12 protein-coding genes are annotated in these 15,655 nt (G+C 42.2%); 4 read left to right on the top strand and 8 right to left on the bottom strand.

What is annotated here, in order from left to right:
• Positions 1-6 precede the first annotated feature (6 nt).
• The 5 genes from SY85_RS14370 to SY85_RS14350 are packed head-to-tail and all read right to left on the bottom strand — an operon-like array spanning position 7 to position 6,550.
• Positions 7-630: a hypothetical protein gene (locus tag SY85_RS14370; RefSeq protein WP_066405604.1), complete on the bottom strand. Its 624-nt coding sequence runs from the start codon at positions 628-630 to the stop codon at positions 7-9.
• Between the two features lie 23 nt (positions 631-653).
• A complete protein-coding gene (locus SY85_RS14365; RefSeq protein WP_066405603.1) occupies positions 654-2,345 on the bottom strand; it encodes a DEAD/DEAH box helicase family protein in 1,692 nt (563 codons plus the stop codon).
• The gene (locus SY85_RS14360; protein WP_082886460.1) at positions 2,329-4,638 is read right to left on the bottom strand and encodes an ATP-binding protein; all 2,310 of its coding nucleotides are present in this window, start codon (positions 4,636-4,638) and stop codon (positions 2,329-2,331) included. The genes SY85_RS14365 and SY85_RS14360 overlap by 17 nt, the downstream gene beginning before the upstream one ends.
• Before the next feature lie 3 nt (positions 4,639-4,641).
• Positions 4,642-4,944, bottom strand: a complete 303-nt coding sequence (locus SY85_RS14355) for a hypothetical protein (protein ID WP_066405601.1) — start codon at positions 4,942-4,944, stop codon at positions 4,642-4,644.
• On the bottom strand, positions 4,937-6,550 hold the full coding sequence (locus tag SY85_RS14350; protein WP_226998837.1) for a DNA cytosine methyltransferase: 1,614 nt from the start codon (positions 6,548-6,550) through the stop codon (positions 4,937-4,939). The genes SY85_RS14355 and SY85_RS14350 overlap by 8 nt, the downstream gene beginning before the upstream one ends.
• A 328-nt stretch (positions 6,551-6,878) precedes the next feature.
• On the opposite strand from SY85_RS14350, the gene SY85_RS14345 reads away from it, so the two are divergent.
• The 3 genes from SY85_RS14345 to SY85_RS14330 all read left to right on the top strand — a co-directional run bounded on the left by SY85_RS14345 (position 6,879) and on the right by SY85_RS14330 (position 9,495).
• The gene (locus SY85_RS14345; RefSeq protein WP_066405600.1) at positions 6,879-7,460 is read left to right on the top strand and encodes a uracil-DNA glycosylase family protein; all 582 of its coding nucleotides are present in this window, start codon (positions 6,879-6,881) and stop codon (positions 7,458-7,460) included.
• A gap of 932 nt (positions 7,461-8,392) precedes the next feature.
• Positions 8,393-9,112, top strand: coding sequence for a hypothetical protein (locus SY85_RS14335; protein ID WP_066405598.1), 720 nt, complete (start codon positions 8,393-8,395; stop codon positions 9,110-9,112).
• 140 nt (positions 9,113-9,252) lie between these two features.
• Positions 9,253-9,495 carry a hypothetical protein gene (locus tag SY85_RS14330; RefSeq protein ID WP_066405597.1) on the top strand — a complete coding sequence of 81 codons (243 nt, stop codon included), beginning with the start codon at positions 9,253-9,255 and terminating at the stop codon, positions 9,493-9,495.
• Positions 9,496-10,631: 1,136 nt separating this feature from the next.
• On the opposite strand, the gene SY85_RS14325 is transcribed toward SY85_RS14330, so the two are convergent.
• Positions 10,632-11,132: a hypothetical protein gene (locus tag SY85_RS14325; protein WP_066405596.1), complete on the bottom strand. Its 501-nt coding sequence runs from the start codon at positions 11,130-11,132 to the stop codon at positions 10,632-10,634.
• 692 nt (positions 11,133-11,824) lie between these two features.
• On the bottom strand, positions 11,825-12,991 hold the full coding sequence (locus tag SY85_RS14320) for an acetyltransferase domain-containing protein (RefSeq protein WP_066405595.1): 1,167 nt from the start codon (positions 12,989-12,991) through the stop codon (positions 11,825-11,827).
• 684 nt (positions 12,992-13,675) lie between these two features.
• Here SY85_RS14320 and SY85_RS14310 point away from each other — a divergent pair.
• Complete coding sequence (locus tag SY85_RS14310; protein ID WP_066405593.1) at positions 13,676-14,611, top strand: hypothetical protein; 936 nt, start codon at positions 13,676-13,678, stop codon at positions 14,609-14,611.
• Positions 14,612-14,918: 307 nt separating this feature from the next.
• On the opposite strand, the gene SY85_RS14305 is transcribed toward SY85_RS14310, so the two are convergent.
• Positions 14,919-15,614: a hypothetical protein gene (locus tag SY85_RS14305; RefSeq protein ID WP_066405592.1), complete on the bottom strand. Its 696-nt coding sequence runs from the start codon at positions 15,612-15,614 to the stop codon at positions 14,919-14,921.
• Between the last annotated feature and the right edge of the window lie 41 nt (positions 15,615-15,655).

Below are 15,655 nucleotides of genomic sequence, written 5' to 3'. Positions count from 1 at the left end.
GTTGTTTTAACTATGAGCAATTAGATTGAGTTTTATTGTTGTTATATTGTTTTTATGATAGTTTTCAAAAAAGTGCCATGATTTGTAAATGCCTATATTGACATCTCTTTCATATCTTTTCCTATACTTTTCTTGTATTGAATTTATTAATGGCAAAATCGAATAATCTTGTGGAACGAAGTCAGGTCGTAGCCATCCTTTTAAAATATATTGTGCAAAAGAATTTCTTTGACCACCTTTAAAAGTTGCACTAGTATAACTACTTGTGTGATTATAAATATTTAATAATTGGTTGTCAAATAGTGAGCTGGAAACTATAGCTACATCTAAATCCGATCTTTCGTTTTCAACATTTTCATCGTAATCAAAATCAAATTTTTTGAACGGATAAAATGTGGCAACTTCTTCATCTGGCTTAATACTAAATCCAAGCTTACCTGAACCAACGATAACAATATCACGAATATGAACTCCAAAGCTTGAAGACAAATCCTTCTTAAAGTCAAACTCCTCTTTTGATCCGTTGAAGTACTGGTCGAAAAAATAGCTAGAACCGTCAATTAAATGTTTTTGTACGACGATTTCTGCATCATCGTTAAAGCAGGAAGTTTTAAAATCTAATAATTCCATTTTTCAATCTATTCTTAGAAAACTTAAACCATAAATATGTAATCGGTTTCTTCACTCTCATTAAGTTCAGTAGCATCAGCTTTAACTAAGTTTAAAAAATCTTTAGTTGTTTCATCAAAGAATTGCAATTGAAAGTTAGATGGCAACTTTAATTCTTCAACTTGATTTGTTTTGCTTTTATCTTCTTTTGCATCATCATACTCTTTCTTAAACAACTTAATCCCTGCTAAGCGACGTATATCCGCCACAAAGTCAAGCACCAATAATGTTTTGCCCTCCTTAAATCTTAAACCCCGCCCTAATTGCTGAAGAAATATAACCCTACTATGAGTAACACGTAAATAAACAAGGAAATCTACATCGGGCACATCAACACCCTCATTTAGCATGTCATAACAGGTAAGAATCTTGATTTGCCCAACTCTAAACAGCCGAAGTCTTTTAGCTCTCTCGTCTGCATCAGGAATACGAGTTGTTAATGATCGTGCCGGGAAATCAAATCTTGTTCTTAGTATTTGTTCAATTCGCTCAGCATGTTCACTACTATTACAAAAGATGATACCTCTTTGTGGCTTTTTGAAATTCCAGTATTCGAAAATAGTATCACACACTTCCTCATCTCTTTCAGGAATGAAGATTCTTTTGTTTAATTGCTTGATCGTATAGCCTTTCTTGCTCTCTTTAGAAATCCAATCAATATCGATGTTATCATTCTTGATTTTGTAATCAATATTGGCCAGGTAACCTTTTTGTAAAGCTTGCACCACGTCATACTTCACAAGCGGTTCCCCAAATATCTTTTTTATACTACGCTGGTCTTTTCTAAAAGGGGTGGCAGTAAGACCTAGAAGATATCTTGGGCTTATCTTATCAATTATGGCTTGGAATGTATCAGCTGCAGCATGATGCGCTTCGTCAACGATGACAATATCAAAACTGGTATCAGGATTCTTTTCTAAATATCCTTCAAGACTTTGAAAGGTGGATAATAAAACACCTTCATTAAACGTTGGCTTTTCACTTTCATGTAAAACATGTGTGGCAATGAACTTAGGTAAGTTTGTCCAAATTGATTTATCAAATTGTAGTAGGAGTTCCTTTTTATCAGCCAATACCAATACATTGCTTTGTGGGTAATGCTCATATAGCCAACGTAGGAAACAACCGGCTACAAAAGTCTTACCTAGTCCAGTAGCCAAGGTAACTAGTCCTTTCCCTAGACCTCTTTCAAAACTTACTATTATCTTATCTACTGCCTCTCGTTGATAGGGTCTAAGTTGCCGCCTGTCAACTGGCCAAGTAGGTAAGCTGGAATAAGTTTCTAAAATTTTATTACCGGTAAATGTTTCTATTTGATACCCTTGTTTCTTATAGGTTTCAAGCTTTCTTTTCTGCTCTGTGCCTAAGTTTCTATTGGAGACACATACCCCTTGCTGAATTCCGTAAAACTCGATTGCCCGTACAACATCCTTTACAATATCAACACTTAGTGAGTAATTGGAGTGGTAAAACTTAGTTTGAAAAATTTTTTCAACTCCATTCATAGAGCCTAAGATATCAGCGCCTTTATCGCCTGAGCCACCTACTACATCATATGAATCCCAGCCTCTATGTGCTAATAATCTAGCAATGCCTCGTTCAAAAGCTTGCCAAGGTCCCTTGGTCAGTCGCTCAATGCCTAAAAACCCTTTATTTATTTCAAACTGTTTTTCCATTTAGGAACTCTAAGCTGAATCGATTTCTGATTATTAAATTCTTCTGCTGTTTAACTAATACTTCTGTGTAGTTTGCCAAGTCATAGATAAACCACTTGATATCATTAAAATACCCGTTGTATTGTTCTAGTTGTCTACTCTTAATATCATCTTCATCTAATGATGAATAGGGAAGTGCAAAATATTTTTCATCATAAATGAGTTCTGGATGGCACTTTGCAAAATCAATTATGTAAGCAAAGTCCATATACCTCAAATATTCAGTTGACTTTGTCAAACTTTCTGTATTAATAAGACCTTTCATCTCAACCTGCAGGTAGTTTTGCTTTAACGTTTTTAACTGCTCATTATCTAGGCCTGCGGGCTCACTGAGTTGTCTTTCGCTAGATTCGTTTACAAGAAAGTTTTGTAAGTCGGTAACTAAAGCTTTCGCTTCGGCCACTAGCGCTTGAACATTCAACATTCTTTCTCCAGCATATTTTCGCTTGAGTTCATAGTATATTCTGCTAACTGGCCATATATCCAGATTGTTTATCTTTTCATAGTATCGTGTAGATATCTCCATTAGTATAAGATCATCCCAACCATCTGCAAAGTCTTTAAACAATGGATGATTATTGTTTACATATACATTGAACTTTGAGGCCTTCTTAGCCTCAAAAATTATTGGAGACTTAAGTTCTGATGATGGCCAATAATTATAAATAGAAATATTATACGGCATTTCATTTAGTAATGGGCGCAAATCATATTCGTGGTCCATTATTAACTTCTTTCTGCCAGGAAAAGATTCAATGTACTCGCCTATACCATCATCACTTAAAGTAGGAGCTGGAGTGAATCCTCCAGTTGAATTGTTAATACTAGTTGGTTCAGAAGAATTTAAATCTGTAGGATCGGTAGAAGAGTCATCTTCTGGGAATTCAGCATCTAAAACTGCTTGGTACCATTTTTCATCAGTTTGATATTCGGGGTCACCTGCATAAAACAAATCTGCCCATCTCTTAGCTTCTGTATACAAGCCTTGACCGGTCTTTGTACCTGGAATCAAATTCCTTAAACCTGGTGGATGAGACTTTCTATACCCATAAAATAGCTTAGCAAGTGGTGATCGGTTTTTAGGAAAGTTAAGCTTCTCGGCAATTTTTGGCTGCATTGGGCCTGCACCTCTTACAATTTCAATACTATTCAACCAGTGTTTATCAGTTTCTTCGAAACTATCTTTAGTGTAGGTCGGAGTTATAAAATCTGCAATAATCTCACCTACAATCCTGCCACCTTGTGCTGTGGTATCAATAGGGTAGTCTTTAATTGGATCACCATTGTTGCGGTTATCGCGGTCTTGCCAAGTGAATAAAGACTTGTCTAGCTTTTTAATTATCCTACCATTTCGTATGATATTAATACCGAAATGTTCTAAATCATTATAACGCTGTATTCCTACCCATCCACGTATGGCAATCTTCCTTGTTTGTATTGAATCGGCTTGGTTACAATTCGGGCAAACGGATGCAGTTGTTAGTTCTGTCTCATATTCATCTATCCAAATGAAACATCTTGAACAGTAGTACCTGTCATCATATTCGTGTTCAAATTTTTGAATCGCGTAAATCTTCTCCCCTTCGTATTCCACAGATCTTTCTTCAGACCATACACAAAATTCAAAGGGCTTTAAGGCAATACCATTTGTTTTAATGGATATTTTGTAGTCATCTAGTAGGCGCTTTGAGTAAATCCTATTTAACTCTTTTTGAATATGCTGCCTATTTAGAAGCTTTTCGGCTCTTGGATGAAACTTTGAAATTTCGATTGAGGTCCCTGAAACTTTAAAGGTTTTACTCCGTTTTAAGAGCTCCCTTACAAAGGACTTTGTCCTTTGCATTTCGATAAGATCGATTCTTACCCCAATATCGTGATTCATATCTTTTGTAGAGGTCCAAACCTCTACTACATCGCCTAGTCTTGCTGTAGCAATATTGAAGCCCATACCAAAAAGTCCAAGGTTGTCACTACTTTTTGATGTGTATCCGGCCTTTAAACAGCTTTCAAGCTCTTCAGCGGTCATACCAATACCATTATCTGTTATGGTAAGTGGAGTATTTCGAGATAATTCAGACCGTGAAGGAATATCTATATTAATTTCGTTTTCTTTATCAATTAAGCTAGATTTTAGCATAGCATCAATTGAGTTATCCACTAGTTCAGCTATACACTGCCAACCCTTCAGCTCAATTTGACCTAGCATTCTTAAAATCCTAGGATCGGGTGTAAGATTGATCGTTTTCAACGACATGAATTACTTATATTTTACAGAGTTTAAATATTCTTCCCATAAGGTTTTACATAGTTTGTTCATGTTGCCATAGCCATAATCACCATGCTTATCTAGATTTCTAAACATTAGCAATTGAGCTTCAACGCTACGCACAGTCCTACCTAAATGATTTGCCAATTTTTGTAGATCAGGATTTCGTTCATGGATACCTAAATTCGAGTCAGATAGATATAATTTAAGTACTTCGTCCAACTCTTCTCTTGTCCATCTTTTGCCTGACTTCTCATTTTTTTCACCACCTTTTACGCGTACATATCTAGCCATTTTTTACTTTGGTTAAAATATTAGAAACAGTTTTTCCAAGTGCTAATGCTAATAATGGAGGAACTGCATTACCAACTTGGGTATATTGTGGTACTTCAAAACTTCTCTGGTTACCACCAGTTGTTACTTTTGATCTGAAAACAAACCAATCTGGAAAAGATTGAATCCTCGCCATCTCTCTTACTGTAACGGTGCGTAATTGTTCTTCATGATAGTGGCAAACATCGTCAGGTATGGTTAATTGTGCAGGTGCGGGATCATCATCTATTAAAGCTCGCTGGCTATGTTTTCTAGTATTAAACTGGGAAATGTAGTTTTTGAATACATCAGGATTATTAATGTATTCAAGTTTTCCTTCATTGCCATTTTTTAAAAAGAGCTTGTACCCAGAAATGATCTCGTAGGTCTTTTGTATCCCTGATTCACTTTTATCTTTTCCTGAAATCACATGGAGAGCATCTTTTTTATAACCATTTAGATCAGTTAAAATCTGGTATAAACGAAACCTTGCTTGTACTAAATAAGTATGTTTTCGGTGATCGTGATTCTTTAGTGAGTCATCTTTTGATCCGATTTTAGAAGGGAAGGTCTTGTTTAAGCTTTTTGCATACCCGCTTTTAAAGTCTTTTAAATAGTAGGTAGTATTTAGCGTCTTTATATCATCAATAGCTTGCTTGGCAGAAACAAAGGACCCAATGTCTGTAGAAATTTTAGGAAGCAAGTTCCCATCAAATAATTCCTTCCGGGTTTCAATATCATATAAGTTCAAATCTTTTGTGGTGATGATATTGAGATTGCCTTTATTTTCCTTTACAGTTTTATAGAAGTATCTAGAATTCTCAAGAATTTTTTTTAATTCACCCTTCTCAACTTGTTTTTCGTATGTTTCAAATACATCCTTCCTGATCCCTAAGTAGATAAACCTAGGCCTGTTTTGTGGAACTCCGAAATATTTTGAGTTCAGCATCATGCAGATTGGGATATAGCCTTCTAACGCAAAAGCCTTGGCAACTTCTAGCCAGGCAAAATACGTTTGGCCATCTTCGTCTGTAAATGGTGCAGTAATGCCTTTTACATTCTCTAAGAGAACAATTTTCGGTTTGACTATGCCTGCAAATTGTGCAAATGAAAGTGGTAGTTTGTTTTTATGGTCATCCTTAATTCGCTTACCAGCTAGACTAAAGCCTTGACATGGAGGACCTCCAGATATTAAATCAATATCTAAATTTTTAAGGTCTTTGGATAGACTTTTATCTTCCCGCAAATGCTCAAGCAAATGGTCAATGCTCCCAACTAGAAGTTTACCTTCTAAACTCTTTAAATCTTTAAGGTCGCTATTCTGCCCTTTGTTGTAAGTAAATGGATTTTCTCGAAGTCGTTCTTTTCTTTCTTCCAGTTTAAAGTTGGATCTAATCCATAAAACTTTTTTGGGAAGGCTGCTATTTTCTAAGCTAATATCTTCTCCAAGAATGTTATAGGCAAAAGTCTCACTGGCCATAGGTGAAAGCTCGTTGGCCATGTATAATTCAAAGCCAGCAGCTTCAAGGCCTAATGACATGCCCCCGCAACCCGCAAATAACTCAATATGTCTGAATTGCTCTTTCAATCTTATAAAATTTTAATTCTATCGCACAAATAACGGCAATTAAGCAATTTTGAACTAACCTTATTGTATAATAGATGTATTTTCTTTATTAGGTCACGATCCTATTGTAGTAGATAAAAAATAAGGATGTGTTCGGCCTGTTCAGGCGCTAGAAGTATTACACATTTTTTAGGTATACAGGCAGTTTTGGTTAAAAATGAAATCCAGATCGGAAATTATATAAAATATATATACGATTATTTAATTATTTCTATGGCCCTTCTTTATTTTCTTTTATCAGGATCTTACTCACATTAACAAGTACTTTAGCTTTTTTATGTTTTAAAATATGAGAACTCACCCATTTAAACCACTAATTACTAAGAATACTAAAAAGCTTTTGGTTGGAACATTGCCCCCAGAAGATGTGAGTTTTTACTTTTCCAATAGCTCAAATACCAGGCTTTGGGATATATTAACTGCAATAAATGAGCATTCTAATTATGTTAACAGAGGCGGAAATGAGTTGAGTGATAGAACGAAGATAGAAATATTGAATAGCCTAAATATTGGCATTACTGATATCATTTACAGATATGATAGAGATGATTATAACTCTACAAAAGACAAACATATACAACCAAAAGAATACAAGGACTTACTTCAATTATCGGTTGATAACAACATCAATGAACTACTTTTTGTGTATCAAAGTGCTTTCAAATGGTTTGTGCATTCGTTAGAGAAAGTTGAACCAGTTCGGTTAAAAAAACTAAAAGTAAAATATGTGATTGGCCCAGTCGGCGAATTCAAGTTTCAAGATAAAACCATAAGATGCATTTTACTTCCTGCTCCGCTCAATCGAGGAAAGAAGGATGAAACTTTAGCCTTTAAATTAGAGTTTTATCGCAAATACATACAGGGGTTATAAAGGTTTTATGAACATAGATGTCACTGGGTTTATGTAAGTCTAGACTCTTTTCATAATCAATACAAATACCCCTTCGTTGCCCTTGGTCGCCGACCAACGGTTCTGCCCACTCGAACTCTTGCAACCACATTCATATATAATCATCACCCTTCGCATCCCTTAGCAAATAGAAACGGGTTAAATGATACTACGCCTGGCCTATCCATCCCAGCTTCGTTCCAAAAACACCACTTATCGCAAGTCTAGTCCAACACAGTGAAAGCTTAATGTGCGCGGGCGCTCCCCTTTAGGGGCCGGGGGCGTGTGCTGTTCTCTCCTAATCCCCAATACCCTAATTCCCAATTCCTCCTATCTTCCCCCTCTCTTCTACCTGATCTGTACCTTTTCTGTAGGTCTTCTGTACCTGTTCTGTGGGTAACTCCGCTCTTTCTGCGCTCTTTCAGCCCTCTACCTGGCGTCTTGGCTCTCTACTGGAGCATTCCAGCTGGCGTACTGGTCCATAAATGGTGGTAAATAGAAGAATGTAAAGAAGGATGAATCAATAAAAACTGGAGTCCCCAAAATTACAAAACCACCCCAATCCCTAATTCCAATTCCTCCTTCATCATTCCTTGTTCCTTGTTCATTATTCATTAGCTAATCTTCACATCAGCTAATCAGCTAATTCTCTCCCTTGTCAACTTATCAACTTATCAACTTCTCAACTTGTCAACTTCTCACCACTCACCACTCACCACTCACCATTCATCCCACGGCTGTTCCGCTTGCAGCTTACAGCGTGCAGCTTGCAGCTCTCTTCTTTCCCTCCCAGCTCGTATTACAACCCCTCTACATGTGTATAACTAAACTTCTCCCAACCCTTGCAAAGCTTAATGCCCTAACTTACATTTGCTAAATAATTTAGTATTTAATAATCAATAATCACCCTCCCTATGGCCAAACAAGTAGGACCCATATTCGCCACCGGCACCATCGACGGTATTATCTTCTACAAGCTGGGAGATAAGTATTACATGCGCTCCAAAGGCGACTATAAAAGCGCTAAGATGATGCGCAAAGATCCCAAGCTCAAACGCACCATGGAAAAAGCCGACCAGTTCAGGGCGGCCGTTAAGCTGCTAAAGCCGGTTTACTACCGCCAACTGCCCAAGGGGGTGAGGAAATATGGCTTGTTTGGTAAGCTCACAGGTATGGTCAACCGCTGGCTGCAGGAAGGTAAAAGCCACGAAGAAGTAAAAGAAACCTTGATTACCTATTGTCAATCCTTGGCCCAGCCCGCGCCAGTCAAAGCCGCACCTGCAGTGAAGGCCACAAAAGCAACACCTTCAGCAAAGGCAACAGCAGCAATGCCAGCTGTAACCACCGCGCCACCAGAGGTAGCAGCACCAGCCACACAAGCGGTCACGTCGGCAGAGGAGAAGACACAACAAACAACGCAACCTATACGTGTCAAACAAGCGCGTTACCTTTCCCGTTGGAAGGTCAAACGCAACGGGCAGTTACACATTCCGCACACAACAAATGGCTGGCCATCGGGAATAACGCTTGCCACTCATCCACCCACACCAGAAGGATCAGGAACTGCTCCTACACGGGAAAGAATATTGTGTGCAGTAAGTCAAAATGACTTGGATGACCAGCCTCCTGGCTAGCGCCTTTTCATTACGTAGCATTGTTTACGCTATATTCATTTGGCTATTCGTAGTGTTCAATAGTTCCTTTATCACTGCCTCAAAAGGTCACTAGTCATTAGCCAGTAAGTCAATGGGCTGTTTAGCTTGCAGCGTGCAGCTTGAAGCGTGCAGCTCTCCTTTTTCTCGTAGCTCACAACTCATTTGGCAACCTGTTAATAGGTGGTGTGTTAGGTATGTTGATCATTGATCCGGCCACCGGCGCTATGTGGCGTTTAGAGACGCCGCCCATTAATGTGCGCCTGCAAAAATCAAACACTACGGTGATGGAACCAGCGTTGAAGATCATCAACATTAAAGACATTCCTCAAGATATGAAGACGCAGCTGGTAAGAGTGAAATAAACGTTGCTGGCAAAAGCCAGGCTTGTGAAGGGTGAGTGAGGGAGGCTGCAAGCTATACGCTTCACGCTGCACGCCTCAAGAGCCAACTTCTCTATAAAGAAAAAGCACTCCGTTAAGTGGAGTGCTTTTTTGTTTTAAATAGTTTCCATTCCTCCTCTCATCACTCATTCTTCCTTGTGCCTTGATCATTGATCGTTGAGCATTGAACATTCCTTCTTTCTTCCTTTCGCATTTTTCCTACTTCTTCCTTCATCCTTCCTTGTTCCTTGTTCATTATTCCCTTCCTTGTCAACTTGTTAACCTGTCAACCCTTCCTCCCACAGCTAATACTCAGCTTAAACAGAAAAACTAGGAATCAAAAGGCTCCTAATTTCAAACTTCAAACTTCAAATCTCAAATCCATAATCCTGCTAATCCGCGGTCCTCTTATATAGGTTAAAAATCTTACGCAATTCATGCGTCGTATAGTGGTGTGTATAGGAACGCTGCGCAAGTGGTACATCTTATCCTTGCCCCGTGTGTAGGCTAGGCCTAGTTTTAGTACTCTAACGATACTGGATAGATGAAAAAACGATTTTCCTTTTTAGCCAACGACCGTTATCAACAGGCGTTGTTGTTTTTGATAATAGCCGTTTTCATTTCCCTATTGCTGATGCTGGCCTGATAACCGGCTATTCATCCCAATACCCGCAACACGACACCCACTTCATAGGCCTGAATGGACCCTTAACTGTAAAAAGATAGTTCATGGATGGGCTGGTTGCTTGGATTACATAGTGAGAGGGTAGTAAAGCGCAGGAAGCTATTTCCTTGCGCTTTCTTTTTTTGATCCTTTCCTTACATAAAACTGCTTTTAACATAGGAGAAGAGCTGGCCGGTGTCACGCGCCCCATATATGAAAAAATCAAAAGCCCTGTAGACACAGGGCTTTGCTAAACTGTTCATGGTTCCGAAAGCGGACAGGGGATTTTACACGAGGCTGATTGTGGAAACAATTACCGTCGTAAGATCTCATTCTTTTTGTGGGGCTGCCAGCACTACCGGACCAAACGGCAGGTTCCTTGGATCAATGGTTAAAGCAGGGCTATGAACCGACCGCCACTACCTCCTGTCCTTCCTTTACAATAACAAGGCGCTTACACCGGCAGGTACAGGCAAAGCTGCAGTTGGCCATCCAACAGGTCTAACAAAAGCGGCATGCGCTGCCCTTTGTCAAAACACAACAGCCACCGGCGGCCGGCCCAGCGGCCCCGCTTCAATCCTGCGATATCGCGGGTGTTGAACCCTGTTTTATTAAACAAATCCTTGCCCAGGATCGTTATCAGGTCGTCAATCAGCAGTAGCAGCGGTCCCGGATCTTTTACCGGCAGGCTGCCAGTAAATACCACGCGTTTGATCCCCTTGCCCACCAGCGATACTTCTGCTCGGGCAAAAAGCTGTGCGGCTTTTGGAAAGTATTGCCTGGAGTAAATGTTTACAAAGCGGTTGTTGGCCAGGGGTATAAACCGGATGGTTTTAAATGAAGAATCGGGCAAGGCGGCCAACTGCACCTGCAGCAATCGGTCTAAATGATCCAGCGCCAGGCGGGTTTCAGGGTCAGTTACTGTGTATTGGTTTTCCGAAAACTGTTCAGACATAAGCTCCTTTTTCCGGCATAATTATGCGGAATGCAGGGCGCAAAAAATCGGAGGCTTCCGATGTTGTCAGTAAATCTACTATTGCATTTCACCCTTATATCTACCATCCTCTATACCGGGGGATAACATATAGCTAAAGAATCAGCTGTCTAAAAGCAGCTTTCATGAGCAGGGAAAAAGAGAGCATGAGTTGTAAGAAGAAGAGTGGTGAGTGAGGGAGGCTGCAAGCTGCACGCTGCACGCTGCACGCTGCACGCCTCAAGAGCCAACTTCTTTATAAACAAAAAAGCACTCCGTTAAGTGGAGTGCTTTTTCTTTATCAATTCGCTACTCTCTTTATTGAACATTGATCGTTGAGCATTGAACATTCCTTCTTTCTTCCTTTCCCCTTTCGAATTTTCCTCTACTTCTTCCTTCATCCTTCCTTGTTCCTTGTTCATTATTCTCTCCCTTATCAACTCGTCAACCTGTCAACCCAAATCCGCCATCAACCTATCAACCCAAATCCGCCATTTCTCCTTAATCCCTTAATCTCCCCAAATCCCGGTTCAGACAATTCCCTCTGTGCCCCTCCCTGCCCCTGTGCCTCCGTGGTTCCTCCCTCTCCGCGCCAAAGGCGCACCCAGCGTTCTCTGCGCCTCTGCGTGAAACAATAAAGCGCGAAGCGCCCCTTTAAGGCAGCGGGCTGTCCCTCACAAATAAGACAGCCACCACTGCTGGTGTGTTTGCTTATACTTGCCAAACCATTTGCAGGGATAGTAGGCTATCAGCACTACGGCTATCCAAACGCCATACACCCGCCACAGGCTGAAGTGATAAGCCGCGGGCCATTGGGTAGGATCGGTAAACGAAAGATTCATGGCCTGGCCAAAGGCTACGCGGCTCCATACATACGCACTGGCGCTGATGAGGCAAAAATGCAGGAGGAAATAAAAGAACGGCACCCGCCCGTATACAGACAGAAAAGCGGTGAACCGGTTGTTGTAACGGCTAAGCACATACCATAATACGGCACCCACTCCTAATGTCACCATCAGGAACAACAGCGAAGGCGGGTACTTGGTTACGTTCATGAATGATAAGGCCGTATAGAGTGCACCACGGGGCTGCGTGCTCCAAGGGGCAGGATCGCCATAAAGGTTGATAGCGCGTAGTGCTACAAAGGCAAGGATCAATAAGCCGCCAGCCTTTAGCCAACGGTTGCCGGTGCTGTGGGCTTTCAGCAGCGGCCCTATGGCAAAGCCCAGCATCATCACGGCGGCCCAGGGGAAAATAGTATAGGCTACCAGTACGGGCTGCTTTCCTAACATTAATAAGAAAGGGCTGTTGTGCAGTAGTGCGGGCACAGGGTAGGCGGGGGCAAAATTGGGCAACAGGTTGTGGCCCGCAATAATACCTACGGCTATAGTAGCCAGCAACCAACGGGGCAACCATAGCGCCGCCGCCAGGAATAGCATGGACCACCCAATGGCCCACATAATACTTAGCAGCACCAGTGTATAACCCCACTGCAGCACAAAACTGAATACCACTAATTCCAATACGATCAGCCAGACGCCACGGCTGGCCAGGAAGGCGCTGGTACGCCGGCGGCCATGCTTACTACAGTATAAATAGGCGCTGACGCCCGATAGCAACAGGAATAAGGGCGCACAGATATGCGTAACCCACCGCGTAGCAAACAGGGCTACTGTGGTCTGGCTTGCATCTTCGGCCCGGAAGGGCGTGGGACCAAAGTACTCACGCACATGGTCAAGCGCCATCACCACCATGATCAGCCCGCGCAATACATCTATCGTTTGTACGCGGGTATGCGTACGTGGCTTTTCCGTAATGGGGACTGTTGTGACTGTTTCCATATAACTGATTTGGCTTTTTAAGATAGTCAAAATTCACGGGCTATTTGTAGTGAATGGTGAGTGGTGAGTATCGTGAAACGTCAAACGTGAGACGTGAAAGGAGGCTGCGCACGCCCCCGGCCCCTAAAGGGGAGAAGGCCAATGCACAGGTTTCACGCAAAGGCGCAAAGGCGCGGAGGAAGAAACGCAAAGAAGAAAATGAACTTAAATAAAAAAGCATTCCTTTTAAGTGGAGTGCTTTCCTTTTATAGTTGGTCGCTCTTTGCGTCTTTTAATCTTTGCGCCTTTGCGTGAAACCCTTCTTCCTTCTGCCTTCCCCAATTCCAAATCCCTAATTCCCAATTCCTTCTTCCTTCATCATTCTTCCTTCCTTGTTCCTTGTTCAATATTTCCTCACCTCTGCGTTTATCTGCGTCATCTGCGGGCCCCACTTCTCTGTGCCCCTCCCTGCCCCTGTGCCTCCGTGGTTCCTCCCTCTCCGCGCCCCGGCGCGCGCAGCGTGCAGCGTATAGCGTGCAGCTTCCCTCTCCCCGCTTTCATCTACCTACTATCAGGTATTGCAACTACCAATGTTTTGCCATTTCTTTGGCGGGCCTGCATAAATCCGATCCCGCTGCCAAGAACCTTTCGTGCCTGGAATCTCCACTGAAAAGTCACCACTTTCTTAATCAAAAATCATTTTTAATGAAGCATGTATCAAAGCTTTTGTGGTTTTCCCTTTGTCTGTTTTCCCTATGGTTACTTGGCTGTCAAAAAGAAGCCAGAAGTACCGATGAAAACAAATTGTCGTTGAGCAATCTGAACGCTCCCTCTATTACCGCAAGTATTGGTAGCCTAACGGACAATACAGTAACCAAATGTGCAGCACAAACCTTTTCCCTGTGTACAGGTGGCAATGCCAACAGTGCCAGCATTGGTAACCTGAAGGTTGAGTCCGGAAGTGATGGCAAGGTGTATTTAACCTTTACCACTACTGGCACTAATTACATAACAGGTATAAAACTGTATGCGGGCGATGGTACCAACATTCCAGTAAACAACGGTGGCAATGCAGTGGTGGGACAGTTTCCTTTTAAATACACTGTTGCCTCTTCCAATACGTATTCTGTTGTGCTCAGTGATCTTACCGGCACTATTACGCTGGCAGCGCATGTAGAAACCGCTGCTACAGCGGCTTGGGCTGATGGCTGCACCGGAACCCGCATCAATACGGGTAATGGCAACTGGGCTACCAAGTTGACTTATACGGTTCAGCCTTGCACTGTGTCGGTACCGTTATGCTCTATGTCTCAAGGGTATTGGTTTGCCAATGGCGGCCACACCTGGCCCTCTGGCAGTGTAGTGGTAGGTGGTAAAACCTATACACAAGCAGAAGGTGCTGCTATATGGAATACATACTCCAAAAATTTGATCTTAGGCTTTACGCAGGTAGCAGCGTTAAAGTTGAGTGGAACGGCCTATAACAGTGATGCACAACTGAACCAGGCAGTGACCACTATTGAAACCTGGTTGACCTCCCAATCAAAACTAACAGCTACGGCTGTTCCGGAAATGCCAACGAATGTATCAGCGGCTGCTGGCTTTATTGGCGATTGGATCAATACACACCATTGTAATTAGTAGTAGCGTACATATCCAAGTCCACCTTAGCGAGCACCCAACAGGTGCTCGTTTTTTTAATTAAGCCTCCACTAGCGCATGTGCAAGCCTGTAAGAACGTATCAAATAATAGTGCCCTGACCAGGTTGAGGCCTTCCCCTTCTGTGGACTGTCAACTGTTGACCGTCGTTCCCTCACTCACCACTCACCACTCACCACTCACCACTCCTCACTCCTCACTCATCATTCCTTCTTCCTTGTTCCTTTCCCTCGGCTGTTTAGCTTGCAGCGTGCAGCTTGTAGCGTGCAGCTCTCCCCCGCCGCTCTCTTAGTCTTCGTAATACTTCGTTTCCACAATAGCCACCACTTTGATGTTCACACTGATAGGGATCAATACATTATCGTTAGAGAGACATACAAAATACGTCCCCTGGCAAAGTGCTGGATCGGTAAACTTTTTATAGCCGGCCCTTCCCTTGCCCTGATCGATCAAACGGAAACGCTGGCCCGCAGCAAACAGTTTTTGGTTGGCCGCATTGGTGATCGCATAATACACATCTTCCCCGGTGGTAGGCACTGCCAGGTCGCTAACAGCCCCGGCAGCATAGGCGCCTAAAGGGGTAGTGTAAGGGCCCTCTTTCGGGAGCTTGTCCAGGGCTTCCTTATTTTGTAGCCACGCTTGGTTAGCGGCTTCATTTACACCTACCCAGCAGCCCCAGGCCACAACGGTAGACGTTTTATTATCACTGGTTTGAGGCGTAGGTAATGTAAAAGAGAGGGCGGCCTTGTTGCCAAAAGGGTTCTTGACGGTGTGAACCAGCTGGTTTTTGTCAAAGACAAATACTTCGCTTAACTCGGTTTTCACCAGCTTTTTCCGGGTCGTTGGTTCAAAGGTGGTGTCTTGTTGGTGGGAAGCAAGGTGCTGCGTGTTGGCTTCCGGGACAGCAATACATACCGGTTGCCGGTTAAAAGCGTTGGTACCAATAAGTAGACTGGCTAACAGAATAGCAGGTTGTGTTTTCATGGCGGCAGAAGTGTTTTGTTTCAGCGGCTAAATAGAATGGT

This window comes from Flavisolibacter tropicus, from assembly GCF_001644645.1.
Classification (GTDB): Bacteria; Bacteroidota; Bacteroidia; order Chitinophagales; family Chitinophagaceae; genus Flavisolibacter; species Flavisolibacter tropicus.
Note: the sequence above shows the minus strand (reverse complement) of the source record. Positions and strands in the feature narration are given on the sequence as shown.